General features: G+C 62.4%; 24 protein-coding genes, 2 tRNA genes and 1 pseudogene. 13 read left to right on the top strand and 14 right to left on the bottom strand.

Annotated features, from left to right (window positions below; all coding sequences use genetic code 11):
* Positions 1 to 145: 145 nt before the first annotated feature.
* Genes X760_RS45120 through X760_RS77795 form a run of 4 tightly spaced genes read left to right on the top strand, consistent with a single transcriptional unit; the run spans position 146 to position 2551 of the window.
* On the top strand, positions 146 to 1141 hold the full coding sequence (locus X760_RS45120; RefSeq protein ID WP_031193507.1) for an ABC transporter permease: 996 nt from the start codon (positions 146 to 148) through the stop codon (positions 1139 to 1141).
* Positions 1138 to 1908, top strand: a complete 771-nt coding sequence (locus X760_RS45115) for an SDR family oxidoreductase (RefSeq protein WP_023717340.1) — start codon at positions 1138 to 1140, stop codon at positions 1906 to 1908. The genes X760_RS45120 and X760_RS45115 overlap by 4 nt, the downstream gene beginning before the upstream one ends.
* Positions 1905 to 2204, top strand: a complete 300-nt coding sequence (locus X760_RS77800) for a hypothetical protein (protein WP_245278517.1) — start codon at positions 1905 to 1907, stop codon at positions 2202 to 2204. The genes X760_RS45115 and X760_RS77800 overlap by 4 nt, the downstream gene beginning before the upstream one ends.
* Positions 2201 to 2551, top strand: a complete 351-nt coding sequence (locus X760_RS77795) for a GNAT family N-acetyltransferase (RefSeq protein WP_245278516.1) — start codon at positions 2201 to 2203, stop codon at positions 2549 to 2551. Before X760_RS77800 ends, X760_RS77795 begins: the two co-directional genes overlap by 4 nt.
* A gap of 82 nt (positions 2552 to 2633) precedes the next feature.
* Here the strand turns inward: X760_RS77795 and X760_RS45105 are convergent, their stop codons facing one another.
* Positions 2634 to 2960: a hypothetical protein gene (locus X760_RS45105; protein WP_156948016.1), complete on the bottom strand. Its 327-nt coding sequence runs from the start codon at positions 2958 to 2960 to the stop codon at positions 2634 to 2636.
* Positions 2961 to 3260: 300 nt separating this feature from the next.
* Positions 3261 to 3336 (bottom strand) — tRNA-Val (locus X760_RS45100).
* Positions 3337 to 3553: 217 nt separating this feature from the next.
* Here X760_RS45100 and X760_RS45095 point away from each other — a divergent pair.
* Positions 3554 to 3630: transfer RNA gene (locus X760_RS45095), tRNA-Asp, on the top strand.
* A gap of 92 nt (positions 3631 to 3722) precedes the next feature.
* Here the strand turns inward: X760_RS45095 and rbsK are convergent.
* The 3 genes from rbsK to ugpC are packed head-to-tail and all read right to left on the bottom strand — an operon-like array spanning position 3723 to position 6211.
* Positions 3723 to 4664 carry a ribokinase gene (gene rbsK, locus X760_RS45090; RefSeq protein WP_031193506.1) on the bottom strand — a complete coding sequence of 314 codons (942 nt, stop codon included), beginning with the start codon at positions 4662 to 4664 and terminating at the stop codon, positions 3723 to 3725.
* Between the two features lie 4 nt (positions 4665 to 4668).
* Complete coding sequence (locus X760_RS45085; RefSeq protein WP_023717337.1) at positions 4669 to 5121, bottom strand: RbsD/FucU family protein; 453 nt, start codon at positions 5119 to 5121, stop codon at positions 4669 to 4671.
* A gap of 31 nt (positions 5122 to 5152) precedes the next feature.
* Complete coding sequence (gene ugpC, locus X760_RS45080) at positions 5153 to 6211, bottom strand: sn-glycerol-3-phosphate ABC transporter ATP-binding protein UgpC (RefSeq protein WP_023717336.1); 1059 nt, start codon at positions 6209 to 6211, stop codon at positions 5153 to 5155.
* 293 nt (positions 6212 to 6504) lie between these two features.
* Between ugpC and X760_RS45075 the strand changes: the two genes are divergently transcribed.
* The 4 genes from X760_RS45075 to X760_RS45060 all read left to right on the top strand — a co-directional run bounded on the left by X760_RS45075 (position 6505) and on the right by X760_RS45060 (position 10662).
* Positions 6505 to 8169, top strand: coding sequence for a sugar ABC transporter substrate-binding protein (locus tag X760_RS45075; protein WP_023717335.1), 1665 nt, complete (start codon positions 6505 to 6507; stop codon positions 8167 to 8169).
* Between the two features lie 128 nt (positions 8170 to 8297).
* Entirely contained in the window at positions 8298 to 9419 is a 1122-nt protein-coding gene (locus X760_RS45070; protein WP_031193505.1) for a sugar ABC transporter permease, read from the top strand.
* A gap of 13 nt (positions 9420 to 9432) precedes the next feature.
* Positions 9433 to 10350 carry a carbohydrate ABC transporter permease gene (locus X760_RS45065; protein ID WP_023717333.1) on the top strand — a complete coding sequence of 306 codons (918 nt, stop codon included), beginning with the start codon at positions 9433 to 9435 and terminating at the stop codon, positions 10348 to 10350.
* 3 nt (positions 10351 to 10353) lie between these two features.
* Positions 10354 to 10662, top strand: a complete 309-nt coding sequence (locus X760_RS45060) for a hypothetical protein (protein WP_023717332.1) — start codon at positions 10354 to 10356, stop codon at positions 10660 to 10662.
* Between the two features lie 7 nt (positions 10663 to 10669).
* Here the strand turns inward: X760_RS45060 and X760_RS45055 are convergent, their stop codons facing one another.
* Positions 10670 to 11413, bottom strand: a complete 744-nt coding sequence (locus X760_RS45055; RefSeq protein WP_023717331.1) for a creatininase family protein — start codon at positions 11411 to 11413, stop codon at positions 10670 to 10672.
* A gap of 5 nt (positions 11414 to 11418) precedes the next feature.
* Positions 11419 to 11985, bottom strand: a complete 567-nt coding sequence (locus X760_RS45050) for an SIS domain-containing protein (protein ID WP_023717330.1) — start codon at positions 11983 to 11985, stop codon at positions 11419 to 11421.
* 184 nt (positions 11986 to 12169) lie between these two features.
* Here X760_RS45050 and X760_RS45045 point away from each other — a divergent pair, with 184 nt between their 5' ends.
* Positions 12170 to 13192, top strand: coding sequence for an aldo/keto reductase (locus X760_RS45045; RefSeq protein WP_023717329.1), 1023 nt, complete (start codon positions 12170 to 12172; stop codon positions 13190 to 13192).
* Between the two features lie 88 nt (positions 13193 to 13280).
* Here the strand turns inward: X760_RS45045 and X760_RS45040 are convergent, their stop codons facing one another.
* From X760_RS45040 to X760_RS45025, 4 genes and pseudogenes are all read right to left on the bottom strand, one after another.
* Positions 13281 to 13553, bottom strand: a complete 273-nt coding sequence (locus tag X760_RS45040; RefSeq protein ID WP_006201846.1) for an HU family DNA-binding protein — start codon at positions 13551 to 13553, stop codon at positions 13281 to 13283.
* A gap of 196 nt (positions 13554 to 13749) precedes the next feature.
* Complete coding sequence (lon, locus tag X760_RS45035) at positions 13750 to 16161, bottom strand: endopeptidase La (RefSeq protein WP_023674656.1); 2412 nt, start codon at positions 16159 to 16161, stop codon at positions 13750 to 13752.
* Positions 16162 to 16441: 280 nt separating this feature from the next.
* A pseudogene (clpX, locus tag X760_RS45030) lies at positions 16442 to 17697 on the bottom strand (ATP-dependent Clp protease ATP-binding subunit ClpX).
* A gap of 304 nt (positions 17698 to 18001) precedes the next feature.
* A complete protein-coding gene (locus X760_RS45025) occupies positions 18002 to 18631 on the bottom strand; it encodes an ATP-dependent Clp protease proteolytic subunit (protein WP_023674655.1) in 630 nt (209 codons plus the stop codon).
* Between the two features lie 348 nt (positions 18632 to 18979).
* On the opposite strand from X760_RS45025, the gene X760_RS45020 reads away from it, so the two are divergent.
* On the top strand, positions 18980 to 19570 hold the full coding sequence (locus X760_RS45020) for a hypothetical protein (RefSeq protein ID WP_023717328.1): 591 nt from the start codon (positions 18980 to 18982) through the stop codon (positions 19568 to 19570).
* 4 nt (positions 19571 to 19574) lie between these two features.
* Here X760_RS45020 and X760_RS45015 read toward each other — a convergent pair whose 3' ends face one another.
* The gene (locus X760_RS45015) at positions 19575 to 20678 is read right to left on the bottom strand and encodes an FAD-binding oxidoreductase (RefSeq protein ID WP_023717327.1); all 1104 of its coding nucleotides are present in this window, start codon (positions 20676 to 20678) and stop codon (positions 19575 to 19577) included.
* A 195-nt stretch (positions 20679 to 20873) separates the two neighbouring features.
* Here X760_RS45015 and X760_RS45010 point away from each other — a divergent pair, with 195 nt between their 5' ends.
* On the top strand, positions 20874 to 22121 hold the full coding sequence (locus X760_RS45010) for a cytochrome P450 (RefSeq protein ID WP_023717326.1): 1248 nt from the start codon (positions 20874 to 20876) through the stop codon (positions 22119 to 22121).
* Positions 22122 to 22154: 33 nt separating this feature from the next.
* Here the strand turns inward: X760_RS45010 and X760_RS45005 are convergent, their stop codons facing one another.
* Together X760_RS45005 and X760_RS45000 are read right to left on the bottom strand one after the other, a co-directional pair.
* A complete protein-coding gene (locus X760_RS45005; protein WP_023717325.1) occupies positions 22155 to 22505 on the bottom strand; it encodes a cupin domain-containing protein in 351 nt (116 codons plus the stop codon).
* A 5-nt stretch (positions 22506 to 22510) separates the two neighbouring features.
* A complete protein-coding gene (locus tag X760_RS45000) occupies positions 22511 to 23794 on the bottom strand; it encodes an O-acetylhomoserine aminocarboxypropyltransferase (RefSeq protein WP_023717324.1) in 1284 nt (427 codons plus the stop codon).
* 358 nt (positions 23795 to 24152) lie between these two features.
* On the opposite strand from X760_RS45000, the gene X760_RS77125 reads away from it, so the two are divergent.
* Positions 24153 to 25772, top strand: a complete 1620-nt coding sequence (locus tag X760_RS77125) for a hypothetical protein (RefSeq protein ID WP_023717323.1) — start codon at positions 24153 to 24155, stop codon at positions 25770 to 25772.
* The last annotated feature ends 52 nt before the right edge of the window (positions 25773 to 25824 follow it).

Raw genomic sequence — 25824 nt, 5'->3', positions numbered from 1 at the left:
CCGGGCCACGCAGGCCCGGAGCCCAGCCCTGCAGCCCGGTGCGTTCAAACGGACGCGCACGGGAATGCTGCAGCAATTTTCAACCGCGCCTGATCTTTCCGACGACCGAGTGGTTCTTCGGGTCATGCGCCAACCGGATCCGCAGATGAACCCTCGCACGCGCCAAACCCTCGAGTTCATCCTCGACAATCTTGTCTGGTTCATGCTGGTCTTCGTGCTGGTGGTCTTTTCCATCCTCATCCCGAACTATTTTCAGCTCGGCATCTTCGCCAACATCATCGAGGCCTCGAGCGTGCTCGGCGTCATGTCGATCGGCTTGGCGCTGGTCATCATCGCCGGCCATATGGACCTGTCGGTCGAATCGGTGGCGGCGCTCAGCGCCATGGCGGTCGGCATCCTGTTCTGCTCGTCGGGCATCGGCCTTGGCATCCAGTTGCAGCCGCAATGGCTGATGGTTCCGGTTTCGCTGCTCATCGCGCTTGCCGTCGGCGGCCTCATCGGCGCTTTCAACGGCTATCTGGTGGTCAGGGTGAAGATGAGCGCCTTCATCATCACGCTGGCCTCCTACATCTGGGTACGCGGCCTGGTGCTGGTCATCTCCGGTGGCCGCTCGGCACAAGACCTTGCGCCGGCAATCCGCTGGTTCGGCATCCAGCGCCTGGGCGGCCTGCCGTTGACGGCCTGGATCGCCATTGCGTGCTTCGTGGTGTTCTCGCTGATCATGGCCAAGACGCCCTTTGGCAGGCACCTGGTCATGATCGGCGGCAACGAGACGGCGACGTTCCGCGCCGGCATCCGCGTCAATCGCAACCTGGTCATAGCCTTTGTTCTGGCCGGTGCCATCGCCGGCCTTGCCGGCTGGCTGCTGGCAATCCGTACCTCCGGCGCCACCGCCAATCTGGGCGTCGGCCTGTTGTTCAACGCCTTCGCCGCGGTCGTCATCGGTGGCGTCAGCCTTAAGGGCGGCGTCGGCACCTTGCCCGGTGTCTATGCCGGCGTGCTGCTGCTCTCCGCCATCAATACGGCGATTAATTTGATGGGCCTGCCGGCCAACTTCACCCAGGTGATCCACGGCCTGCTCGTCCTCGCCGCCGTGCTGCTCGACGCCTTCAAGCAAACCATCCGCCAGAGGCTCGCATGACCGGCCGTCTGGAAGGTAAGGTCGCGCTGATCGTCGGAAGTGCGCGCGGCATCGGCAAGGGCATCGCACAACGCTTTGCCGAAGAGGGCGCGACGCTTGTCCTGGCCGATACCGAGGTTGAGGCCGGGCAAGCGACTGCGGACGAGCTCGGCGCCGCCTTCATACACACCGACATTTCACAGATGGCCGATGCGCAAGCCGCCGTGGCGCTGGCGCTAGCGCATCACGGCCGGCTCGACATCATGGTCCAGAATGCCGGCATCTATCCCTGGCAATTGCTGGAAAACACCAGTCCCGACGATTGGGACCGGGTCATAGCGGTGAATTTGCGCGGCAGCTTTGTCGCCGCACGCGCGGCGCTGGTGCCGATGAAGGCACAGCGTTTTGGCCGCATGCTGTTCACCTCCTCGATCACCGGCCCGCATGTCACCAGTCCCGGCCACGGCCATTATTCGGCGACCAAGGCCGGCATCAACGGGCTGATCCGTTCGGCTGCGCTCGAATTCTCCGGCTACGGCATCACCGTCAACGGCGTCGAGCCCGGCAACATCCTCACCGAAGGCATAGAGCGGCATCGCGGTGCGGCCTTCATCAAGAACATGGAAGACGCCATCCCGCTCGGCCGCCTCGGCAGCCCGCGCGACGTGGCCAATGCCTTCCTGTTCCTGGCCTCCGACGACGCCAGCTACATCACCGGCACGACCATTATCGTCGACGGCGGGCAGCTTTTGCCCGAGGGCAAGGATTTCCGGCTGCTGCCGCCATGATCGTCGATTTCGGCGGCGGTTTCTTCCTGCGCCGGGCGACCGCCGCCGATCGTGCAGCGCTTGCCGCAATCTGTCTCAAGACCGGCGACGCCGGCAAGGACGCCAGCGGCCGCGAGGACGACCCGGACCTGCTCGGCCTGCTCTTCACCATTCCCTACCAGGTGCTCGAACCCGAACTGGCCTTCATAGTCGACGGCCCCTCAGGTGCCGCCGCTATCTGCTTGGCGCAGCCGACACCGTTGCTTTCAACGCCAGCCTGGCATCAAAATGGTACCCGGAGATTCAGCGGCGTGTGACCGACCCCGAACCCGACAGCTCACGCTGGCGCGGCAGCGACTGGGCGCGGCACCGGATCCACCACCCCGATTTCGCTGTTCCGCCTGCACTGGCGGCCTATCCGTCGCACGGCCACATCGACCTTTTGCCGCAGGCGCGCGGAAGAGGCATCGGCAGGCGCGCCATGGCTTTCCTCGAGCAGTTCCTTGCCGCGAGCGGCTCAACCGGCATTCACCTCGAGGTCATGCCGCAGAATGATGATGCGCTAAGGTTCTACAAGGCGATCGGGTTTGACGTGGTGCAGGTGCCGAAGCGTTGTGTTTATGTGGCGAAACGGCTTGCTCGGGCTCCGGCGATTGCAGGCTGAGCTGCGGCAAGCAATCGCTCAAGTTGCATCGAACCGGGAGGTTTCAACACAGTGCGGGCTAGTTCCAGTCTTGGCGGAGTGCCTACTGGTTCGGTGTGGGCGGCAGAGGAACATGCGCAACCGTTTCCCCCGCCACAATCGAGAACACATAAAGCAGATAGATAGCTAATACCAATAGCGCGAGGAATGAGCCATTGGCGAAAATTCCTGCAACAGTGGTGCTGCGATAAGGCTCAACCTTTTCTTTCTTAATGTCTTCTTCGCTACGCGTTGTCTTCACAACCCATTCGCCTGGAAGCCGGTTTTTTTCAGCTTCCTTCGATATCTTATCCGCGAGATCTCCTGCGATCACGGCATCATCCGGAAGATGACTCGTAAGCCATCCAGGAATATTTTCGCTCCCGCCCATGCCCATGTGCAAGTAAGATTCAGCTTTCTTTTGTGCTCCGTTAAGTTACTGCATGTTTTAGCTTTCGGCAATCGTTTGCCTTATGGCGAAACAGCAGATCAGACTTAAGCCCCTACGGAAAGGCGTTTTTGATCAGACCAAAGTCCTAGTGGCGTGGCGGTCACATGTGTCTCACCTGGGCCGCGAAGCATTTGCGGGCGGACATACGGCACAACAGCGAAGCCGTTGGTTGCGATCAGAGGTTGCGCCGGGCGGGTCAGCTTGGGCGGTGTAGCCCCTGATTGAACACATTGAGGAAAATGGTGGGCGATGACGGGCTCGAACCGCCGACATCTTCGGTGTAAACGAAGCGCTCTACCAACTGAGCTAATCGCCCGCTCCGGGCCGGACCTTTAAGCAGTTAGGACCGGCTTCGCAAGGCCAAATGAGCGGCCAGCGGCTTGGCCGGGAGCCGGTTTCGGCGACAAAGTTCCGCTTGTCAAAAAACCTTCTGCTGTTTGCTGTTATGCTGTCCGGGTCCGCTTGACACCCGGTGGCTTACCCCTTATCCACCGCCCCAACGACGAACACGGCTGACACGTGCTCGTCCATGCGCGGGTGTAGCTCAGTTGGTTAGAGTGCCGGCCTGTCACGCCGGAGGTCGCGGGTTCGAGCCCCGTCACTCGCGCCATTTCTCCTTCGGGCCACGGCCCTTGGTGTCGGAGAAATGTCGACGTTGATTTGTCAAAAACCGTCTTCGTTCATGATGTAATCCATACGGTCTCACCCCCTCGCCAGCAGCGCCTCGACTTCCTGCAGCGTCGGCATGGACGGCGCGGTGCCCGGGCGCGTCACCGAGATGCCGGCGACGGCGCAGGCGAAGCGCACCGCCTGCACGGGTTCGATCCCTCTCGACAGCGCCGCCGCCAGGCCGCCATTGAAGGCGTCGCCCGCGCCGGTGGTCTCGATGACCGGGCCGGCGGCGACCGCTGCGACATGCTCGGAACGATCGGCCGTGTGCAGCAGCGCACCCTTTTCGCCGAGCGTCACGATGACCGTGCCAACGCCCTTCTCGAGCAGGCTGTCGGCGGCACGGCGGGCATCGTCGATCGAGGACCCCTTGATGCCGGTCAGTTCCTCGGCCTCGGTTTCGTTCGGCGTGACATAGTCGCAAAGCGTATAGATGCGGTCTGGAAGCTTTGCCGCCGGCGCCGGGTTGAGGATGGTGGTCACCCCTGCCCCACGCGCGATCTCCAGCGCCCGCATCGCCGCCTCGATCGGCTGTTCGAGCTGGGTGACGAAGACCCCGGCCGCGCGGATCAGTTCGGCATTTGCCTCGATATCGGCGTGCGAAATCAGCATGGCCGCGCCGGGACTGACGATAATGGCGTTGTTGCCGCTCGTCTCCTCGATGAAGATATAGGCGGCACCGGTGTAGCTTTCCGGTGTGTCGATGACAGCGCTCTTCACGCCGGCCGCGTTCCAGGTCTGTCTCGCCATCTCGGCAAAGGGATCGACGCCGAGGCGGGTCAGAAAGGTGACGTCGGCGCCGAGCCGGCCGGCCGCCACCGCCTGGTTCGAGCCCTTGCCGCCGGGGCCGAGCGTGAAGGACGTGCCCAGGATCGTCTCGCCGATGCGCGGCTGGCGGGCGGCGCGGTAGGCCGTGTCGGCGACGAAGACGCCCAATATGACAACAGGCTTCATAACGATCGGTCTGCCCGGCATGTCGCTACTCCGCATCCGGCGGCACGACGCCCTTGCGGAATGCGAAGCAGCCATAGAAGCGGCGCTCGCCGGTCTGGATGACGCAATAGGCCTTCTTGGCGCGTTCGTAGAAGGCATAGCGCTCGACCGAGATCATCGGCCAGGCCTTGCCCTCGGCGGCATCGATCTCTTTTTGCACGTCCTGCTGCACGGCGGGAATCTCGTCCGGCTTGCCGACGATCTCCATGCGCGCGGCGGCATCGTCGACGAAGGTGTCCAGCGGATAAAGCGACAGCACCGCCTTGACGACCTCCGCTGCCGATGCGTCGATGCGCAGCAGCTTGCCAAGCACAGTCTGCCGCGCCACCGAATCGGACGGGAAATTGGTGTCGGCGATGATCAGATCGTCACCGTGACCCATCGCCCGCAGCGCCTGCAGCACATCGGCATTGAGCAGCGGATTGATTCCTTTGAGCATGGTATTCCTCGCGAGGTTTGCTGGGGCGAAATCAGAGCCGCTTGCCGGTCTCTGCGTCGAAGAGATGCACCTGGTCGAGCCGCGGTTTCAGGTGCAGTGTGTCGCCCGGCTTGAACTCGTGGCGTTCACGGAACAGCGCCACCATCTCGCCCTCGCCGAAGCGCAGGAACACGAGAGTCTCGGAACCGGTCGGCTCGACCACCGAAATCTTCGCTGGGACACCATCTGGATGGATTTCGAGATGCTCGGGCCGCGCGCCGTAGACGACATTGCGGCCATCTTCCACGGTATTGCTCGATGCGATCGGGAACGGCGTCCCGGCGATCTCGACGACGGGCTTGTCGCCCTTGCGCACGACGCCCTTGAGCAGGTTCATCGAGGGCGAGCCGATGAAGCCGGCGACAAACAGATTGGCCGGCCGGTCGAACAATTCCAGCGGCGCGCCGACCTGTTCGATGCGACCGTCGCGCATCACCACGATCTTGTCGGCCATGGTCATGGCCTCGATCTGGTCGTGGGTGACGTAGATGGTGGTGGTCTTCAGTCGTTGGTGCAGTTCCTTGATCTCGGTGCGCATCTGGACACGCAGCTTGGCATCGAGATTGGAGAGCGGCTCGTCGAACAGGAACACCTGCGGGTTGCGCACGATGGCGCGACCCATGGCGACGCGCTGGCGCTGGCCGCCCGAGAGCTGGCGCGGATAGCGCTTGAGGTAGGGGTTGAGGTCGAGGATGTCGGCGGCGCGCTTGACCCGCTCAGTGACCACCGCCGGATCAGTTTTGCGCAGCTTGAGAGCAAAGGCCATGTTCTGCTCGACCGTCTTGTGCGGATAGAGCGCGTAGTTCTGGAACACCATGGCGATGTCGCGCTTGGCCGGCGGCAAATGGTTGACGACGCGCTCGCCGATGGCGATGGTGCCGCCGGAAACCGTTTCCAGCCCGGCCACCATCCTCAGCAGCGTGGACTTGCCGCAGCCGGAAGGCCCGACCAGCACCACGAACTGTCCGTCGGCGATGTCGACGCTGACGTCGTGCAGAACCTTGACGGTTCCGAACGCCTTGGCCACATTGCGGATCGCGACTTGAGCCATCATTCCCCCTTCAGTTGCCGTGAAGCTAAACAACGCAAACGGCGAGGGCAAGTCGGTCTCTTATAGATAAAAAACCCATTCACGTTGACACCGCACTTCGTTGTGCGAATAGTGACAGTGCCCGGCTTATGACCCTGTTCCGGGCGCACCGGTACGCTTGTCCGGCACTCAATGCGAGGCGTCGCGGGAGGGAGAATTCGGGCCGCTATTTACGGGAGTCGCTGTCGTTGGGGAACATAATCGGCGCTCCACCATCTGAACCAATTCACGATTGATCTTCTGGGAGGAACGAGATGAAAGTCAGCCTTTATAACCAACTTGTCCGCGCCGGGGCCACCCGCCGCGACGTGCTGAAGGGAGCGGCCAGCATGGCCGCCCTCGCCGCGGCCTCAAGCGCCGGACTTGGTGCCCTGACGCGCCCGGCTGCGGCCGCCGATGACCTGCGCGCGCAGATCCTGCAGATCCCGGGCGTCGGCAAGGGTCAGCCGACCGATGCCGATTTCCAGCAGGTCGGCGAGCTTTGCCTGGGCGCCACCAAGGCCAATGTCAAGGAAGGCGAATTCGCCGGTGTCGAACTCACCTTCATGGGCCTCAACAATCAGAACCTGCACAATGTGCTGTTTCGCGGCTTCCTGAAGCCGTGGGAGACCTATACCGGCGCCAAGATCAACTGGATCGACCTGGCGCAGGCTGACTACAACGCCCGCCTGCAGCAGTCGATTGCGACCGGCACCGTCGATTTCGACATCATCGAAATGGGAGCACCGTTCGAAGGCGACGTCTGCGGCAAGGGTCTCACCTCCGAGATGCCGGACTGGGTCAAGGACCAGATCGACATGAAGGACGTCGTGGCCTATCTGCAGCCGCCGGTCGGCACCTGGGACGGCAAGCAATATCGCGTCACCGTTGACGGCGACGCGCATAACTTCAACTACCGCACCGACGTGTTCGCCGATGCCGACCTCGCCAAGGCCTGGAAGGACGGCGGCGGAGAAGGCGAATGGGGCGTGCCGAAGACCTGGCAGCAGGTGCAGGCGGTGACGAAATTCCTCAAGGGCAAGCAGGTGAACGGCCAGGATGTCTTTGGCTACCTCGATGCGCCCAAGCCCTGGGGCGGTTTCGGCTTCTATTTCCTCGGCAGCCGCGCCAGCGCCTACGCCAAGCATCCCGATGACAAGGCATGGCTGTTCGATGCCGACACGATGAAGCCGCGCGTCAACAATCCGGCATGGGTGCGGGCGATCCAGGACGTCATCGATGCCCTGCCCTCCGAACCTGCCGACCAGATCAACGCCGACCCGAATACCACCGCCTTCCAGCAATTCCTGGCAGGCACCGGTTCGATGGTCACCTGGTGGGGCGACGTCGGTTCGAACGTCAAGACCAACGATTCCTCGGTCGTCGGCGACATCACCGGCTTCTCGATCCTGCCGGGCTCGGACGATGTCTACAACTCCAAGACCGGCCAGTGGGACAAGCTCGCCAGCGGGCCGAACCATGCGCCGAACTGCGCCTATCTCGGCTGGGGCGTCTATGTCATGGCCCGCGTCGACGGCGACGAAAAGAAGAAGAAGGCGGCCTGGTCTGCCGCCGCCCATCTCGGCGGCAAGGACCTGTCGCTCTGGTGCGCGGCCTATCCGTCGGGTTTCCAGCCCTATCGCAACTCGCATTTCAACATTCCGGAATGGGTGGCGGCGGGCTACGACGAGGCGTTCATCACCTCGTATCTGAAGTCGGAAGCCGACAGCTACAACCATCCGAACGCGGCGATCGAGCCGCGTATCCCCGGCATCTTCCAGTATTACAGCGCCGCCGAGGACATTTTGGCCAACACCTTTGCCGGCAAGATGAAGGCGCAGGAAGGCGCCGACGCCATCGCAGCCGCCTGGGAGAAGCTGACCGACCAGATCGGCCGCGACAACCAGATCAAGCTCTACAAGGCCTCACTCGGCATGTAGGTTGAGATAGTGAAACTTGGTCCGGCGGCGTACAGCCGCCGGACCTCCCCTTGACCGACTTGGCCTCGACCGGCTCGGCCGGTCATCGAGCCTCCTGTGAACGGGCAAGACGCGTGGCTGACCGGACCCTGGCTGACCAGACTCTGTCGACAAGTGAATGGCCGGCAGGCGCCGTGCCATCCGACCTGATACCGCGGAGCCGCAAACGGCTTGGCTGGGCGCTGATGGCTGCTGCAACGCTAGGCCTTCTGGCGGTGATTGCGCTGCAAATCCTTTACAAGAGCGATGTCGACACTATCGGCTTCGAGACGTGGCGGCCGGTGGTCTACGCCTATGTGCTGTGGGGTGTCGCGCTCGGCATCGGCCAGGTGCTGACGCGCGGCGAGGATGGCCAGCGCGCGTTGTTCCTGCTGCCGGCGCTGCTGTTCACCATTGCCATGGTGATCTTCCCGACATTGTTCGGCTTCTACATCGCGCTGACCGACTGGAACCTCAGTTCCTTCAGCGGCCGGCAGTTCAACGGGCTCGACAATTTCTGGCAGATGCTGAACGACGCCTATTATCGCAACGCCCTGTTCAACATGGTGCTCTACGTGCTGGCCGTGTTCGTTGAATATGTCATCGCCTTTGGCCTGGCGCTGCTGCTCAACGCGCAGATCCGGGCGCGAAAATTCTTCCGCGTCGTCTTTCTCATGCCCCTGATGCTGTCGCCGGTGGCTGTGTCGTGGATGATCGGCAAGTCGCTGATGGAATACCGCTTCGGGCCGGCCGCAACGCTGGCGCGGCATCTCGGCTGGGAAAACCCGGCCTTCTTCTCCAATCCGATCACCGCCCGCATCTCGATCATGGTGCTCGATGCCTGGACGTTCATCCCGTTCATGATGATCATGCTGCTTGCCGGCCTGCAGGCGATGTCGCGCGAGGTGCTCGAGGCAGCGCGTGTCGATGGCGCCACCGCCTGGCAGACCTTCTGGCAGGTCACCTTCCCGCTGATGCTGCCGGTCTCGGTGACGGCGGTCATCCTGCGCATCATCTTCAAGCTGAAGCTCGCCGATATCATCATCACCGTTACCTCCGGCGGCCCGGGCGGCGCGACTGATTCGGTGTCGAGCTTCATCTACCGCGAATATCGCGACCGTTCGAATGTCGGCTACGGCACGATGCTGGCGATGGCCTATTTGATCATCATCATCGTGTTTGTGACCTGGCTACTGAAATTCGCCAGCCGCTTCGTGCGCAACGTCAACTGATCGGGCCGGCAAGATGAGCGTTCAAACCACCGACTTTGCCGCCTCCGAAATCCGCTCGCCGGCGGCGTTCTTCGCCAACCGCGCCTTCATCTACGGTGCCCTCATCTTCTGGGCCTTCATCTGCCTGTTTCCAATCTATTGGACGATAACCACCTCGTTCAAGACCGCGGTCGACGTCACCCAGGGCCATCTGATCCCGTTCGTCGATTTCAAACCCGACTGGAAGGGCTGGCGTTCGCTTGGCCTGTCGCCGGACTCGATCTTTCGGACGTCGACGGTGCGCGACGAATTCATCAAGCGCTTCATGAATTCGGTCATCACTTCGGTCGGCGCGTCGACCCTCGCCATCGTCATCGGCAGCCTCGCCGCCTATGGGCTGACCCGCTATCGTTACAAGTTCGCCTGGTTCAGGAACGAGGACATTTCCTTCTTCTTCCTGTCGCAGTTGATCCTGCCGCCGGTGGTATTGGCCCTGCCCTTCCTCGTGCTCTACCGGGAAGTCGGCCTGCTCGACACGCGCGTCGGGCTGATCCTGCTCTACACGCTGATGGTACTGCCGATCGTCATCTGGATCATGCGCGACCAGTTCAATTCGATCCCTGTCGAGCTGGAGGAGGCAGCACTCGTCGATGGCCTGTCGATCTGGGGTGCCTTCTTGCGCATCGTCATGCCGATCGCGCTGCCGGGCATGGTCGCGGCCTTCATCCTGGCGATGGTGCTGTGCTGGAACGAGTATTTCTTCGCCGCGCTTTTGACCTCGACCGATGCCAAGACCATTCCTGTCATGGTGGCGAGCCAGACCGGCTCACAAGGCATCAACTGGTGGTCGATGGCAGCGCTTGCCACCGCGGCCATCACACCGCTCGCCGTCATCGGCATTGCGCTCGAGCGTTACCTGATCATGGGCATGACGGCGGGCGCGGTGAAATAGGCGATGGCCAACAAATACTGGTTCGCACGCAACAGGCGCGGCAGCGGCTACGCCAAAGGCGTGATGCCGATCAGTTGGGAAGGCCGGGCCGTAGTCGCCGGTTTTGTGATGGCGATGATTGCCGGCGGCTTGATCATGCTGCTTCTCGGCCTCTACGCGAACCTGATGGCACTCGGCATCGTGATTTACGTCCTGCTGGCTATCTGCGGCGCCGGCACGTTCATCTGGGCTGCGGCGACCAAGGTCGATCCCGAAAAGACCATGGCCGACTATCAGGCGGAAAGGCTAAGAGCCCGGTCGTCCGGGATCTAGACAGCACCTAACCCAAAAGTGTTGCCCGCAAATGATCGAGGATCATGGCAACCCCTTTTTGCCCCAGTTCCGCCGAGGCTTCGGGCGCACTTGCCGTGTACCAGCCGGTGTTGTCGGCGAAGCGGCCCGCATCCACCGCTTCCGGGCACAGCGCCAGCATCAGTGACGTCTCGCCGGTGCCGGCATGGTCGAACGGGTACTGGCTGTGCATTGAAGCCGGCATCAGCGGATGCACCTGTACCCAGTTGAAGAAATTGCTGCCCTCGGCGTGCTCGGCATAATAGTCAGCCATCGCCGCAGAGCCCCACCAGCCTTCGCCGCGTTCTTTCTCCAGGAAGCGGAAGATCGCTTGTCGGCCGGCGGCCTTGAAGGCGAGATCGGTTGGCATGCCGGCAGCAAAATTCTCGGTTTGGTGGTGAATGATGGCGTGGATGTTGCGGAAGCCAATGCGCAGCAAGCTGTAGAACAATTCTTCCGCAAATGGCGCCAGCACATTGCCGCCGACCTGCACCGAGCCGCTGCCTTCCGGCGCCGCAACGGCATAGCTTGCCGCGCCGTAATAGAAGGGCGGCAGAATGACGATTTCGGCCTCCGTTTCGAACAGTTCCAGGCTCTTGACCACGGCCAGCGTGTCCATGCCGACGGCCATGTGCTCGCCGTGATATTCGAGCACACCGAGCGGCAACACGACCGGCCGGTTCTCGGCGATCGCCTTGCGGATCTGGTGCGGCAGCATCAGTTCGTAGCGCATGACACCTACTCCATATTGGTGTGGCGGGCGCGCATCGCTTCCGGCGAGACGCCGGTCAGATCCCTGAGCTTCAGCACCATCACTTCGAAGAGGACGAACAGCGCGCCTTCGAACACCGAGCCCATCGGCAGGACGGATGTCTTTTCCGGACCCTGGTCGTCGGCCATGGTCTGAGCCGGGATAAGCAGCGTGAAGTCGGCCAGCTTCGCGGCAGTGCTGTCGGCTTGCGCGGTGAGCAGCAGGACGACGGCACCGGCCTCGCGCGCGACCCGCATCAAGGTCAGCACCGTCGATGTCTCGCCCGGGCCGGAGCTGGCGAGGAAGACATCGCCCGCGCCCAGCGGCGGCGTGGTCATGTCGCCGACGACCGACACCGGCAGACCGAGATGGTAGAGCCGCATGGCAAAACCCTGGACCTGCAGCGCCTCGCGGCCGCAGCCATAGGTGACGATCTTTTTCGCGCCGGCCAAGATGGCGCAAGCCGCGTCAATGCGGCTTTCGTTGATACGCTCCAGCACGGTGCCAAGCTCGCTCAGCGCAATCCCAAACAGGTTTTCGCCGTCGTCCGTCATGACATTTGCACCAGCTTGCAGGTACCGGAGAACCACATGAACATCTCAGTCACATTTGCCCCGAACAGCTTGTTTTCATTCATGCTATCACCGCGAAAATTGGTGTCCAACGACACGCAGTGCTTTTGATGCGCTACAGCCGTGATAGTGTCACGGCAAATCGTAAATGAGGAAACGACAGCATATGAAGACACGGCATTTCGACCGCATCGGCAATGGCGGCATCAACTTCACCGAGCTCGGCTTCGGCACCGCGCCGCTCGGCAATCTCTATCGCGCCGTGTCCGATGAGGATGCCAATGCCACGCTGGAGGCGGCATGGCGGGTCGGCTGCCGCTACTACGACACAGCACCGCTCTATGGGCTCGGCCTCGCAGAAACGCGGCTTAATCCGTTCCTGCGTTCGAAGAGGCGCGACGACTACGTGCTGTCGAGCAAGGTCGGGCGCATCATGCGCGCCTGCCCGCCGGAACAGCGCACCGGCATCGGCAAGTTCTTCGACACGCCGTCGCGCCGCGAGGTCTACGACTACAGCTATGACGGCATCATGCGCTCGTTCGAAGCCTCGCTGGAACGGCTCGGCGTCGACCGCATAGACATCCTCTTCGTGCACGATGTCGATATCTTCACTCATGGCAGCAAGGAAGCCTCGGACCAGCGCATCCAGGAATTCATGAGCTCCGGCTACTATGGATTGCTGGCACTGCGCGACCAGGGCGTAATCAAGGCGTTCGGCGGCGGCATCAATGAGTGGCCGGTTGCCCAGACGCTGGCCGAGCGCGGCGATTTCGACCTGTTTCTGCTTGCCGGGCGCTATACGCTGCTGGAGCAGGAGGCGCTGCAGTCTTTCCTGCCTCTATGCCAGCAACGCGGCATCGGCATCGTTCTCGGCGGGCCGTACAATTCCGGCATTCTGGCAACCGGGCCGAAGCCCGGCGCCTACTACAATTATTCGGAAGCGCCGCAGGATATCATGGACCGCGTCACCCGCATCGAGGCCGTCTGCAAGCGCCACGGCGTGCGCCTGATCGAGGCGGCGCTGCAGTTCCCGCTGTTGCATCCTTCGGTCGTGTCGGTAATCCCGGGTGGCCAGCGGCCGGGCGAAGTCGAAAGCAATCGCTCGCTGCTCGACGCGAAGCTGCCATCAGCGCTGTGGGCCGATCTCAAGACAGAAGGCTTGATGCGCACGGATGCGCCGACGGCATAGCGCCGCCTTTTCCAACGACACCGCGGGCACAGAAAAGAAAAACCGGATATGCCGGCTTTTCTTTTCTCTGAAAGACTTAAGGAGGCGCTTAGTTGACCGCGTCCTTGAGGCCCTTGCCGGCCGAGAACTTCGGCACGGTGCGCGCCGGGATCTTCACTTCCGCACCGGTCTGCGGATTGCGGCCGGTCGACGCGGCGCGTTTTGACACGGTGAAATTTCCGAAGCCGACAAGCCGGACATCGCCGCCCTTTTTCAGTTCGCCGGTGATGACGGAAAACACCGCATCAACCGCCGACTGCGCGTCACCCTTCGAAATACTCGCGGCATCGGCGACAGCGGACACCAGTTCGTTCTTGTTCATAAAAATTCCCTTCCATGAGAAAACCGGAACACTCGACTCATCCGGCAGGAAACGGACTTTAGAAAGAAGCGCTCCGCCAACCAAGTCGAAAAGCGCCAAGAAAGTCGAAAAAAGCCCGGAAATCCGGGGTTCTTCACATGAAAAAGCCGGGCTCAAGGCCCGGCTCTCTCTTTGTGCATTGCAACTTTAGCAAGAACTAATGCGCCAGCGATTTACCAGCCTCGTCTCCGACATCGACCACGGCCGGCGCATTGACGGGTTCGACCCACTGGATCGGTTCCGGCATGCGCACCAGCGCATGGCGCAACACTTCGCCAACGCGTGAGACCGGAATGATCTCCATGCCGCTCTTCACGTTCTCCGGAATCTCCGCCAGATCCTTGGCGTTCTCTTCCGGGATCAGCACCTTCTTGATGCCGCCGCGCAGTGCGGCAAGCAGCTTTTCCTTAAGGCCGCCGATCGGCAGCACCCTGCCGCGCAGCGTGATCTCGCCGGTCATCGCCACATCGGCCTTGACCGGGATACCGGTCAACACCGAGACGATCGCCGTCGCCATCGCCACGCCAGCCGACGGTCCGTCCTTAGGCGTTGCGCCTTCTGGCACGTGCACGTGGATATCGCGCTTGTCGAACAGCGGCGGCTCGACGCCGAAATCGATGGCCCGCGAGCGGACGTAAGAGGCCGCCGCCGAGATCGATTCCTTCATCACGTCGCGCAGATTGCCGGTCACCGTCATGCGGCCCTTGCCGGGCATCATGACGCCTTCCACCGTCAACAGCTCGCCGCCGACTTCCGTCCAGGCGAGCCCGGTGACCACGCCGACCTGATCGTCGCTCTCGACCTGGCCGAAGCGGAAGCGCGGAACACCAAGGTAATCGGCAAGATTGTCCGCCGTGATGTTGATCGTCTTCTTCTTCGTCTTCAGGATCTCGGTCACCGCCTTGCGCCCGAGCTTCATCAGCTCGCGCTCCAGGCTCCTGACGCCCGCTTCACGGGTGTAGGTCTGGATGATGCCGCGGATCGCGTCCTCGCCGACGGAGAACTCCTTCGGCTGCAACGCGTGGTCGCGGATCACCTTGGGCATCAGGTGACGCTTGGCGATTTCGATCTTCTCGTCCTCGGTGTAACCGGCGATACGGATGATCTCCATGCGGTCCATCAAGGGCGCAGGGATGTTCAGCGTGTTCGCCGTCGTCACGAACATCACGCTCGACAGGTCGTATTCGACCTCGAGGTAATGGTCCATGAACGTCGAGTTCTGCTCGGGATCGAGCACCTCGAGCAAAGCCGATGACGGATCGCCGCGGAAATCCTGGCCCATCTTGTCGATCTCGTCGAGCAGGAAGAGCGGGTTGGATTTCTTCGCCTTCTTCATCGACTGGATGACCTTGCCGGGCATCGAGCCGATATAGGTGCGGCGGTGACCACGGATCTCGGCCTCGTCGCGCACGCCGCCCAGCGCCATGCGGATGAACTCACGACCGGTCGCCTTGGCGATCGACTTGCCGAGCGAGGTCTTGCCGACGCCGGGAGGTCCGACGAGGCACAGGATCGGCCCCTTCAGCTTCTTCTGGCGGCTCTGCACGGCGAGGTATTCGACGATGCGGTCCTTGACCTTGTCGAGGCCGAAATGATCCGTATCGAGCACGTTCTGGGCAAAGGCCAGATCCTGCTTGACCTTGGAGTTCCTGCCCCACGGGATCGACAGCAGCCAGTCGAGATAGTTGCGCACGACGGTCGATTCAGCCGACATCGGCGACATCGTCCGCAGCTTCTTCAGTTCGGCTTCCGCCTTTTCGCGGGCCTCCTTGGAGAGCTTGGTCTTCTTGATGCGCGCCTCGATCTCGGCGGCCTCGTCGCGGCCGTCCTCGCCTTCGCCGAGCTCCTTCTGGATCGCCTTCATCTGCTCGTTGAGGTAGTATTCGCGCTGCGTCTTCTCCATCTGGCGCTTGACGCGCGAGCGGATGCGCTTCTCGACCTGGAGCACCGAGATTTCGGCTTCCATGAAGCCCATCGCCTTCTCCAGCCGTTCCTTGACGGAAAGCGTGGCGAGCATCTCCTGCTTCTCGGGGATCTTAATGGCAAGATGCGAGGCGACCGTGTCGGCGAGCTTGGAATAGTCGTCGATCTGGCTGGCGGCACCCACCACTTCGGGCGAGATCTTCTTGTTCAGCTTGACGTAGTTCTCGAAGTCGGTGACGACGGAACGAGCCAGCGCCTCGACCTCGACCTCTTCCTCTTCCGGTTCGACCAGCGCCGCAGCACGGGCCTCATGGAAGTCGGGACGGTCGGTGAACGCGACGATTTTCGCGCGCGAGGCGCCTTCGACCAGCACCTTCACGGTGCCGTCCGGCAGTTTCAGCAATTGCAGCACATTGGCGAGCGTGCCGATGTCAAAGATGGCATCGGGCTCCGGATCGTCGTCGGCGGCATTCATCTGGGTCGCAAGCAGGATCTGCTTTTCCTGACCCATCACTTCTTCCAGCGCCTTGATCGACTTTTCACGCCCGACGAAGAGCGGAACGATCATGTGCGGGAACACCACGATGTCGCGCAGTGGGAGGACTGCGAAGACGCCGTCGCTGGGAGCCTTGGATAATTTGGCCATTGTCCAACCTTTCATGTCGCGGCCGCCAATCGGCCAACCGCGAATCTCATATTAACGACCGGGAATCGTTCCGCCTACCACCGTTTGTGACGGGAGTTTTACAGCACAGAATTCGGCACCACGGCCTTCTGCCATTAGTTGGAGGCACAGGGGGTAAAGATCAAGGGTCAACACGGTCCGTCCCTCCAATCCGCAGCCATTACGCGGCGCCGTACGCGGTGTGCGACAGCAAAACGGCGCCCCGCGGCGCCGTTTCAGAAAAATCCATTGCCGGCTCACGTCAGGCGCTGACGTTGCCCTTCTTTTCCTTCTGCTCGGAATAGATGTAGAGCGGCCTGGCGTTGCCTGACACCACCTCNGCACGCCTTCCAGCGCCGGCAGCTCGAACATGGTGTCGAGCAGGATCGCTTCCATGATCGAACGCAGGCCGCGCGCGCCGGTCTTGCGCTCGATGGCGCGCTTGGCGATCGCCGACAGCGCGTTCTCGTGGAAGGTCAGGTCAACATTCTCCATCTCGAACAGCCGCTGATACTGCTTGACCAGCGCGTTCTTCGGCTCGGTCAGGATCTGGATCAGTGCCGGCTCGTCGAGGTCCTCCAGCGTCGCCAGGACAGGCAGACGGCCGACGAACTCGGGAATGAGGCCGAACTTCAAGAGATCCTCAGGCTCGACCAGGCGGAAAACATCGCCGGTGCGGCGATCCTCGGGCGAAGCGACGATGGCGCCGAAACCGATCGAGGTCTTCCTGCCACGATCCGAGATGATCTTGTCCAGGCCGGCGAAAGCGCCGCCGCAGATGAACAGGATGTTGGCGGTGTCGACCTGCAGGAATTCCTGCTGCGGATGCTTCCGGCCGCCCTGCGGCGGCACGGAGGCGACAGTGCCTTCCATGATCTTCAACAGTGCCTGCTGCACGCCCTCGCCCGACACATCGCGGGTGATCGAGGGATTGTCCGACTTGCGCGAGATCTTGTCGATCTCGTCGATATAGACAATGCCGCGCTGGGCTCGCTCGACATTGTAGTCGGCCGACTGCAACAGCTTCAGGATGATGTTCTCGACGTCCTCGCCGACATAGCCGGCCTCGGTCAGCGTCGTCGCGTCAGCCATGGTGAAGGGAACGTCGATGATGCGGGCCAGCGTCTGCGCCAGCAGCGTCTTGCCGCAACCGGTAGGGCCGATCAGCAGGATGTTCGACTTCGCCAGCTCGACGTCGTTGTTCTTGCCGGCATGGGCGAGGCGCTTGTAGTGGTTGTGGACGGCCACCGATAGCACACGCTTGGCGTAGGGCTGGCCGATGACGTAGTCGTCGAGAACCTTGAGGATTTCCTGCGGGGTCGGCACGCCCTCGCGCGACTTCACCATCGAGGTCTTGTTCTCCTCGCGGATGATGTCCATGCACAGTTCGACGCATTCGTCGCAGATGAACACCGTCGGCCCGGCGATCAGCTTGCGCACTTCATGCTGGCTTTTGCCGCAAAACGAGCAATAAAGCGTGTTCTTGGAATCACCGCTGTTGTTGCCGACCTTGCTCATTTTCATGTCCTTTCATGGCCGCCCGCCGATGGTCTGGTTGAAAGGGCGCATATTCAATCTATCGCGGGAATCCGCCGCCGCCAGTGCCCCGGCTCCCGCAACGCATTCCGTACGAAACACAAATCGGAAAACGGGGCAATGATTCGAACAACCCCACGCAAAGCTAAGCCGTCGAAAATCAACATAGCCTTAACGTAGGCAATTGCACCCGTCGAGGGAACAGCCAATTGTGGCCGAAATGCCGCAAGCTGCGCCAAAAGCGCGTGATCCCGCCACTCACTGCCACCGCGGGGCCACCGCGTGCCTATAAGGCAATACCTTCGACCGGCTCACGTGACGAAATGACCTTGTCGATGAGGCCGAAATCCCTGGCCTCGTCGGCAGTCATGAAATGGTCACGGTCGAGCGTTTTTTCAATCTCATCGTAGCTCTTGCCGGTGTGCTTGACGTAAACCTCGTTGAGGCGGCGCTTCAGCTTGATGATGTCCTGGGCATGGCGCTCGATATCGGAGGCCTGGCCCTGGAAGCCGCCGGACGGCTGGTGGACCATGATGCGGGCGTTCGGCGTCGCAAAGCGCATGTCCTTGTGGCCCGCCGTCAAGAGCAGCGATCCCATCGATGCGGCCTGGCCGATGCACAGGGTCGACACGGCAGGCTTGATGAACTGCATGGTGTCGTAGATCGCCATGCCGGAGGTGACGACGCCGCCGGGCGAGTTGATATAAAGGTTGATTTCCTTCTTCGGATTCTCCGCCTCGAGGAACAGCAGCTGCGCGCAGACCAGCGTCGCCATGCCGTCCTCGACCGGGCCGGTGATGAAAATGATGCGCTCCTTGAGGAGCCGCGAGAAAATGTCATAGGCCCGCTCGCCGCGATTGGTCTGTTCGACCACCATCGGAACGAGGTTCATGTAGGTTTCGACGGGGTTCTTCATGGACTATCCCTTTTTGAGGATGGGATTCCGGCGCCGGAGATTTGCAATCGGGCAGAATCGGTTCTGGATCGTTATTGTGTAAATAGGATGCCGGCTCACCCTAGCGCAAGGCCGCCTCTCCTAGCCATCCGGTTAAGTCGAATCAAGGTTTCCAAACCAAGTTTCGCCCGTCGCCCGTGCCGGCAGCCCTCTCCCGCCGCCGGAAGGGACGCTCATGCTTGGCCGTTGTTTAGCAGTTTCTTAACCGCATCGCTTAACGAAAAGCGGTGAAACCGCTTTTTCCAGCCGCGGCTTGCCCTACAATCCAACGTTGAACCCGCTTCACGCAGTTCAAACAGGGGGAGTGCGATGATCAGGAAAACTGCTTCCTTGGCCCTTACCGGCATCGCCGTACTCGGCATGGCATCCGAAACGGCGGCCGGCGGACGCGCGGTTGAATGCCACGAGAAGGTCAACCGGCCGGCCGTCTACGACACGGTCTATGAGAACGTGCTCGTCAGTCCGGCCGGCCAGCAGGTGGAATACGAGGCGCCAATCTACGGGACGCGCGAGCGCGTGGTGCAGATCGCGCCGGCGCGCGTCAGCTACGAGATCGTGCCCGCCATCACCCGCACCATCTACCGGTCCATGAGGGTCGACGACGGCGGCTATTCCTGGGAATGGCGCATCATCAATGGCCGCAAGGTCCTGTGCAAGGTCAGGCACAAGGCGCGCTATGAACGTGTGGCCGAGATCGTCGTGGTTGAGCCGGAACGCCGGCGGCGCGTTGTCCTCCCCGCCGAATACGAGAGCGTCGCCGAAGAGGTGCTGGTGCGGCCGGAGCAACGGCGCATCATCGACATTCCAGCGTCTTATCAGACCGTGGCGCGCCGCGTGGTGGTCAGGGAGGGCTCATCCAGCTGGCGGCGCGTGCATATTCCGAGGCATTGCCGATACTAGGCGCTCAGGCCGCCTCGGCCCTGAGCCATTTCTTCAGGCCGTCGACATCGCCATTGCCGACGCAGGCCGCAACCCTTCTGCCAACTGCCGCGCCGAACTTGTAGCCGTGGCCGGAGCAGGCCGAGACGACCAGGCATCTGCCTTTCTGGTGGGCCAGAAATTTCTCGTCGGCGGTGAAGGTGTAGGCGCAGGTGACCACTTCGGTGACCTTGTACTCCTCGATACGGGCAATCGGCGGCGAAAACAGATTGCGGATCGCCTCACCCTCGCCCGGTACCGGTTGACGGTTCCAGTCGGCATCGCTGGTCGGTACTCGGTGCAGGCCTGAGCCGAACTTCATGCCGGCGCCGCCGGAGGGCGGGATCACGTAGCCGTCGACGGAGCCACCGACGTCGAGCACAACCGGTGCTGCCTGCCAGGCTGCCTTCAGGTCCACTGGCGGTTCGACATAGGCGAGCGCGGTGCGCCAGGTTTTCAGCTCGCCATCCAGCTCCGGGAACAGTTTTAGCACCCAGGCGCCGGCGGCGACGACGATCCGGTCGGCCTGCATCGTTTCGCCCCTCGCAAGCACGACATGTCCGGCGTCGGCGTCGATCTCGACCACCTTGCTGTTTTCGTAGACATTGGCGCCGTTCGCGCGCAGCCATCTGGTGAGGCCCGAGGCGATCTTGCGGCAGTGCAAGGCGCCACCGTCCGGTGAAAAATATGCATAGCGGAATGAACCGGGTTCTAGGAACGGCCAGCGGTCGACCGCGGCGTCCGGTTCGAACAATTCGAACGGGTAGTTCCCGGCTTCCATGCCTTCGCGGTATTCCTCGGCCTCATCTCCCGGCTCGCGCGAAATACAGATGAAGCCGCGCGGATCGAGATGGCTTTCGCCGAGATCGGCCCACATTTCGTCCCAGGCTTCATAGGCGTTGGTGATCAGCCGGCCGTAGCCCGTCCTGGCCCGATAGGCGCGGCGAATGATGCGATGGTGGTCGCCGGAGGCGGCGAGCGGATTGGGGATCGGTCCCTGCTCGACGATCGAGACGAGGTGACCGGCCTTGACCAGCGACCACGCCGTGGAAAGCCCGGCAATGCCTGCACCGACCACGATCACATTCATGAAAACCGTCCTTCCACAACCGCTTTGGTGGCTCACCTCACGGGAGGGCCAACATACGGTCTGGCACCAGACTGGCAAGCCTTGGAGCGCCGCGCGTCCTTCGACGCGCAAAGGACGCTCCAACACTTTGAATCTGCGCATGATCCTTTCCGAAAACCGATTCCGGTTTTCGGGGTCATGCGCTAATGGTCTGGCATGACCGAATTGAAGCCGCCCTACCTTGCCTTTGATCCAGCCACCCGCCGACTGCGGCTCGATCCGCACGAGCCGGCTTTTTTTCAGGACCCTTACGAAGCCTACGCTTACCTGCACGGTGCATCGAGCGCCATCTTCTGGGAAGAATTTGGTTTCTGGTGCTTTGGCGGCTTCGACGACGTCAACCGTCTGCTGCGCGATCGCCGCTTCGGCCGGCAGAACCCGGCCGGCATTCCGGACAGCCGGGGCATCGGCCAGGATCGCACGCATCTCAGCGCCTTCGACGGCATCGAGGCCAATTCGATGCTGGAGCTGGAACCGCCCGTCCACACACGGCTCAGAACGCTGGTCAACCGGGCCTTCGTCTCGCGCCAGGTCGAGCGGCTCAGGCCGCGCGTCGAGGCGCTGGCCAACGAACTGATCGACCGTTTCGAACCAGGGGAAGTCGACCTGCTGCCGGCGTTCGCAGCTCCCTTGCCGATCACCATCATTGCCGAGATGCTCGGCGTACGGGTCGACATGGGTCCGCAGCTGCTCGACTGGTCGCATCGGATGGTCGCCATGTACATGCATGGCCGCACCCGCGAGACGGAGGACACGGCCAATCGCGCCGCGCGCGACTTTTCGAATTTTTTGCGCGGCTACGTCGCCGAGCGGCGAAAGAGGCCGGGCGAGGATCTTCTGTCGCTGCTGATTGCGGCACAGGAGGATGGCCAGAAACTGTCGGAGGACGAGCTGGTATCGTCGGCGATCCTGTTGCTCAATGCCGGCCATGAAGCAACCGTCCACCAGACCGGCAATGCGGTGCGCTCGATCCTTGCGCAAGGCGGCGACCCGCGCCGCTTCTTCGCCTCACCGGAAGCAACAGCCGCGACGGTCGAAGAGTGCCTGCGCTTCGACGCGCCGCTGCACATGTTCACGCGTTATGCCTATCAGGAGGTCGAGGCTGGGCCTGGGATCATCGTAGGCCCTGGCGAGACGATCGGTCTGCTGCTCGGCATGGCCAATCGCGATCCCGTCGCCTTTACCGAGCCCCTCGCCTTCAGGCCGGACCGCGCCGACCAGAAAAACCTGTCGTTCGGCGCCGGCATTCATTTCTGCATCGGCGCGCCGCTCGCCCGGCTCGAATTGCAGGTGTCGCTGAAAACCTTGTTCGAACGCCTGCCGCAGCTGCATCTTGCCGAACAACCACGCTTTCGCGACAGCTATCATTTCCATGGGCTGGAAACGCTCGCCGTGGGCTTTTGAGGATTCGATCCGATAGGCTCAGCCGACAGGCGATCAAAGCTTGATCACATACTCCTTGCGAGTCGTTTCAAGCACTTCCCAGCTCCCCTTGAAGCCCGGCCTCAGCACGAAACTATCGCCGGCTTTGACGGTGCGCGCCTTGCCGCCGTCTTCGGCGATCACCGAAACCCCTGACAGGATGTGGCAGAACTCCCATTCATCATATTCGATGCGCCATTTGCCTGGCGTCGCTTCCCAAGTGCCGGCATAGAGGCCGCCGTCCTGTTCCTCGACATTCCAGGTGCGGAATTTCGGATCGCCCGAAATCAGGCGATCCGGCGCGGGTGCGCCAAGTTCCGGTGCGACGGTGTCGACGCCGACGGAAAGAAATCTCGGCGTGGTCATGGCGATCAGACCTTGGCGAGAGCCTGTTCCAGATCGGCGACGATGTCGTTGACGTCCTCGATGCCGACCGAAAGCCTGACCGTGTCCGGCCCTGCCCCGGCATTGATCTTCTGCTCGTCGGAAAGCTGGCGATGCGTGGTCGATGCCGGGTGGATGACCAGCGACTTGGTGTCGCCGACATTGGCCAGGTGCGAGAACAGCTCGAGCGCCTCGACGAACTTGATGCCCGCCGCGTAGCCGCCCTTCAGCCCGAAAGTGAACACCGCGCCGGCGCCCAGCGGCGAGTACTTCTTCTGCAACGCATTGTTCTTGTCGCTGGGCAGGCCGGGATAGGACACCCAGGCGACCTTGGGATGGTTGGAAAGCCATCCGGCGACCGCCGCCGCATTGTCGCAGTGGCGCTGCATCCTGAGCGGCAAGGTTTCCAGACCGGTCAGGATAAGGAATGCATTGAACGGCGAAATCGCCGCGCCGATGTCGCGCAGGCCGAGCACGCGCGCGGCGATGGCGAAGGCGAAATTGCCGAAGGTCTCATGCAGGACGAGGCCGCCATATTCGGGGCGCGGCACCGACAGCATCGGATATTTGCCCGACTTCGACCAGTCGAACGTGCCGCCGTCGACAATGGCGCCGCCGATCGAATTGCCATGGCCGCCGATGAACTTCGTCAGCGAATGCACGACGATGTCGGCGCCATGCTCGATTGGCCGCAGCAGGTAGGGCGAGGCCAGCGTGTTGTCGACAATCAGCGGCAGGCCGTGCTTGCGGGCAATGTCGCCGATCTTCTCGATATCGACGAAGACGCCGCCCGGATTGGCCAGGCTTTCGATGAAGATCGCCTTGGTCCTGTCGTCGATCTGGCTCTCGAAGGTCGAGATGTCATTGGTGTCGGCCCAGCGCACCTGCCAACCGAAATTCTTGAAGGCGTGGCCGAACTGGTTGATCGAGCCGCCGTAAAGCTTTGTCGCTGAAACGAAATTGTCGCCGGGCTGCATCAGATTGTGGAAGACCAGCACCTGCGCGGCATGGCCGGAGGCGACCGCAAGGCCTGCCGTGCCGCCTTCGAGTGCCGCGATGCGCTCTTCCAGCACCGCCTGTGTCGGGTTCATGATGCGGGTGTAGATGTTGCCGAACGCCTTCAGCCCGAACAGCGAGGCGGCGTGGTCGGCATCGTCGAAGACAAAGGAGGTCGTCTGATAGATCGGCGTCGCTCGCGCCCCAGTCGCCGGATCCGGCTTGGCGCCGGCATGGACGGCGAGCGTGTTGAACCCGGGCGTGCGCTGAACCATGTCGATATTCCTCTCCTGCCCACTGATACGGCCGGCATTGTTGGCCGATCATTGGCGCGAATGCAAAGGAGAAAAATTCCAGCCGACTTGTTCCTTCGGTGCAACCGGCGGGCATCGCGGGCTGAGGAGAATGGATTTGCGCCTCGCAAAAGATTGGGCCGGCGTGGCTCCCCGCCACAAGCCTGCTTCGCCGGCTCGCCACCCCGCGAAGCCGCCGCCTTCTTCCATAAGCCATCCGTAAGTCCGGCTCTGTCAGCCTGCGCGTCGGCAGCAATTTACTGCCTCCGACCATGGCAACAACCATGGGACTCCCAAGCATCCGCTGATGGACAAAGGCGATTATTCAAGGAGTATCTCAATGACGCTGCTGATCAATCTGCAAAGCATCAAGTGCCTCAACGAGACCAACGAGCTTTCGGCTTCCGACGAAGTCTACGTCCTGGTGAGCGTGGCGAACATGCGCCCCACCGCGCCGGGACTGCCCGCCGTGCCGGACCTCCAGGTCTTCAGCTTCGGCATCTTCGAGGACATGGACGACGATGACGAGCATCCCGTCACCGTGAACGGGCAACCGTTCTGGGGCACGAACGGAACCCCTCAGCCCATCCAGAATCCGGCCGACGTGGCAATTGTCGTCTCGCTGATGGAGCAGGACAACGGCTCGCCAAATCAATACCGGAACCTGGTGAGCATCAGGGGGGCGGCCTCGCTTACGGCGTCGCTCGGTGACCCCGACCCGCGCAATCGCGCGGCGCGGCTAACCAGCGACATCGGCAGCGTGTTGAACGGCATCGACCTGCCGATCCCCTTCGCGCTCGACGACGACCATCTCGGCACGCAGGAGCTCAGGCTGGAGGGGGCAGACCTGATAGATTTCGGCGTCAGGGACCGGCGCATGATCATCGAAGGCGACGGCGGAACCTACGAGCTGATCTTCCGGATCACCTTCGTCGGGACGTTGCGCGACGTGCCCGGCGTCAAGGGCATCGCATCGCTGGCCCGCATTCCGGGAAGCATGGAAATCTGGTGGGCCAGCCCCAGCGGGTCGATCGAGGTCGGCTTCTGGTACGACGGTAGCCGTTGGAACCGCTATCGCCTGGCACCGGACGGAAGTGCCGCGCCTGGCACCGCCATCGCCGCCGTCTCACGTATCCCGCAAAGCATGGAGGAATGGTGGATCGGCCCAGCTGGATCGGTCGAAGCCAACTTCTGGTACGAGGGGGGCCAGCCGACCCGCTATCAGCTGGCGCCGAACGGCAGCGCCGCTCCCGATGGCGGCATCGTAGCGGTATCGCGCATCCCGAACAGCATGGAGGTCTGGTGGATCGGTCCCAACGGCTCGATCGAGGCGGCCTTCTGGTACGAAGGGGGCCAGTGGACACGTTATCAGCTGGCACCGGACGGCAGCGCGGCGCGCGGCGGCAGTATCGCAGCCGTCTCGCGCATCCCGAACAGCATGGAGGTCTGGTGGATCGGGCCCAACGGCTCGATCGAAGTCGCCTTCTGGTATGAGGGCGGCCAATGGACGCGGTATCAGCTTTCACCGGACGGCAGCGCCGCCGTCGGCGGCACCATCGCCACGCTGTCGCGCATCCCGAACAGCCTCGAGCTCTGGTGGATCGGGCCGCACGGATCGGTCGAAGCCAACTTCTGGTATGAAGGCGGCCAGCCCACCCGCTATCAGCTCGCGCCGAACGGCAGCGCCGCGATCAATGGCGGCATTGCCGCAGTTTCCCGCATCCCTGGCAGTATGGAAGTGTGGTGGACGGGGCCGAATGGGTCGATGGAGGCCGCGTTCTGGTACGAGGGCGGACAGTGGACCCGTTATCAGCTCGCGCCGGACGGCAGCGCCGCGACCAATGGCGGTATTGCCGCGGTCTCCCGTATCCCGAGTAGCATGGAGCTGTGGTGGGTCGACGGCGGCGGACGGATCTCGGCCGCCTTCTGGTACGAAGGCGGACAGTGGACCCGGTACTAGCGATCGGCGGGCGGCACGATGAGGTTCCCGCTCTCCCAGATGGGGATGCGGG

The organism is Mesorhizobium sp. LSHC420B00 (assembly GCF_000503055.1).
Taxonomy (GTDB): Bacteria; Pseudomonadota; Alphaproteobacteria; order Rhizobiales; family Rhizobiaceae; genus Mesorhizobium.
The sequence above is the reverse complement of the archived record's forward strand: the minus strand, read 5'-3'. Positions and strand labels throughout refer to the sequence as shown.

Excerpts from the sequence above, each read along its gene's own strand:
- X760_RS45120 (WP_031193507.1), top strand. The coding sequence starts at position 146 with ATGAACCCTCGCACGCGCCAAACCCTCGAGTTCATCCTCGACAATCTT.
- X760_RS45115 (WP_023717340.1), top strand. The coding sequence starts at position 1,138 with ATGACCGGCCGTCTGGAAGGTAAGGTCGCGCTGATCGTCGGAAGTGCG.
- X760_RS77800 (WP_245278517.1), top strand. The coding sequence starts at position 1,905 with ATGATCGTCGATTTCGGCGGCGGTTTCTTCCTGCGCCGGGCGACCGCC.
- X760_RS45105 (WP_156948016.1), bottom strand. The coding sequence starts at position 2,960 with ATGGGCGGGAGCGAAAATATTCCTGGATGGCTTACGAGTCATCTTCCG.
- rbsK (WP_031193506.1), bottom strand. The coding sequence starts at position 4,664 with ATGCCGGGCAGACCGATCGTTATGAAGCCTGTTGTCATATTGGGCGTC.
- X760_RS45085 (WP_023717337.1), bottom strand. The coding sequence starts at position 5,121 with ATGCTCAAAGGAATCAATCCGCTGCTCAATGCCGATGTGCTGCAGGCG.
- ugpC (WP_023717336.1), bottom strand. The coding sequence starts at position 6,211 with ATGGCTCAAGTCGCGATCCGCAATGTGGCCAAGGCGTTCGGAACCGTC.
- X760_RS45075 (WP_023717335.1), top strand. The coding sequence starts at position 6,505 with ATGAAAGTCAGCCTTTATAACCAACTTGTCCGCGCCGGGGCCACCCGC.
- X760_RS45065 (WP_023717333.1), top strand. The coding sequence starts at position 9,433 with ATGAGCGTTCAAACCACCGACTTTGCCGCCTCCGAAATCCGCTCGCCG.
- X760_RS45060 (WP_023717332.1), top strand. The coding sequence starts at position 10,354 with ATGGCCAACAAATACTGGTTCGCACGCAACAGGCGCGGCAGCGGCTAC.
- X760_RS45055 (WP_023717331.1), bottom strand. The coding sequence starts at position 11,413 with ATGCGCTACGAACTGATGCTGCCGCACCAGATCCGCAAGGCGATCGCC.
- X760_RS45050 (WP_023717330.1), bottom strand. The coding sequence starts at position 11,985 with ATGACGGACGACGGCGAAAACCTGTTTGGGATTGCGCTGAGCGAGCTT.
- X760_RS45045 (WP_023717329.1), top strand. The coding sequence starts at position 12,170 with ATGAAGACACGGCATTTCGACCGCATCGGCAATGGCGGCATCAACTTC.
- X760_RS45040 (WP_006201846.1), bottom strand. The coding sequence starts at position 13,553 with ATGAACAAGAACGAACTGGTGTCCGCTGTCGCCGATGCCGCGAGTATT.
- lon (WP_023674656.1), bottom strand. The coding sequence starts at position 16,161 with ATGGCCAAATTATCCAAGGCTCCCAGCGACGGCGTCTTCGCAGTCCTC.
- X760_RS45025 (WP_023674655.1), bottom strand. The coding sequence starts at position 18,631 with ATGAAGAACCCCGTCGAAACCTACATGAACCTCGTTCCGATGGTGGTC.
- X760_RS45020 (WP_023717328.1), top strand. The coding sequence starts at position 18,980 with ATGATCAGGAAAACTGCTTCCTTGGCCCTTACCGGCATCGCCGTACTC.
- X760_RS45015 (WP_023717327.1), bottom strand. The coding sequence starts at position 20,678 with ATGAATGTGATCGTGGTCGGTGCAGGCATTGCCGGGCTTTCCACGGCG.
- X760_RS45010 (WP_023717326.1), top strand. The coding sequence starts at position 20,874 with ATGACCGAATTGAAGCCGCCCTACCTTGCCTTTGATCCAGCCACCCGC.
- X760_RS45005 (WP_023717325.1), bottom strand. The coding sequence starts at position 22,505 with ATGACCACGCCGAGATTTCTTTCCGTCGGCGTCGACACCGTCGCACCG.
- X760_RS45000 (WP_023717324.1), bottom strand. The coding sequence starts at position 23,794 with ATGGTTCAGCGCACGCCCGGGTTCAACACGCTCGCCGTCCATGCCGGC.
- X760_RS77125 (WP_023717323.1), top strand. The coding sequence starts at position 24,153 with ATGACGCTGCTGATCAATCTGCAAAGCATCAAGTGCCTCAACGAGACC.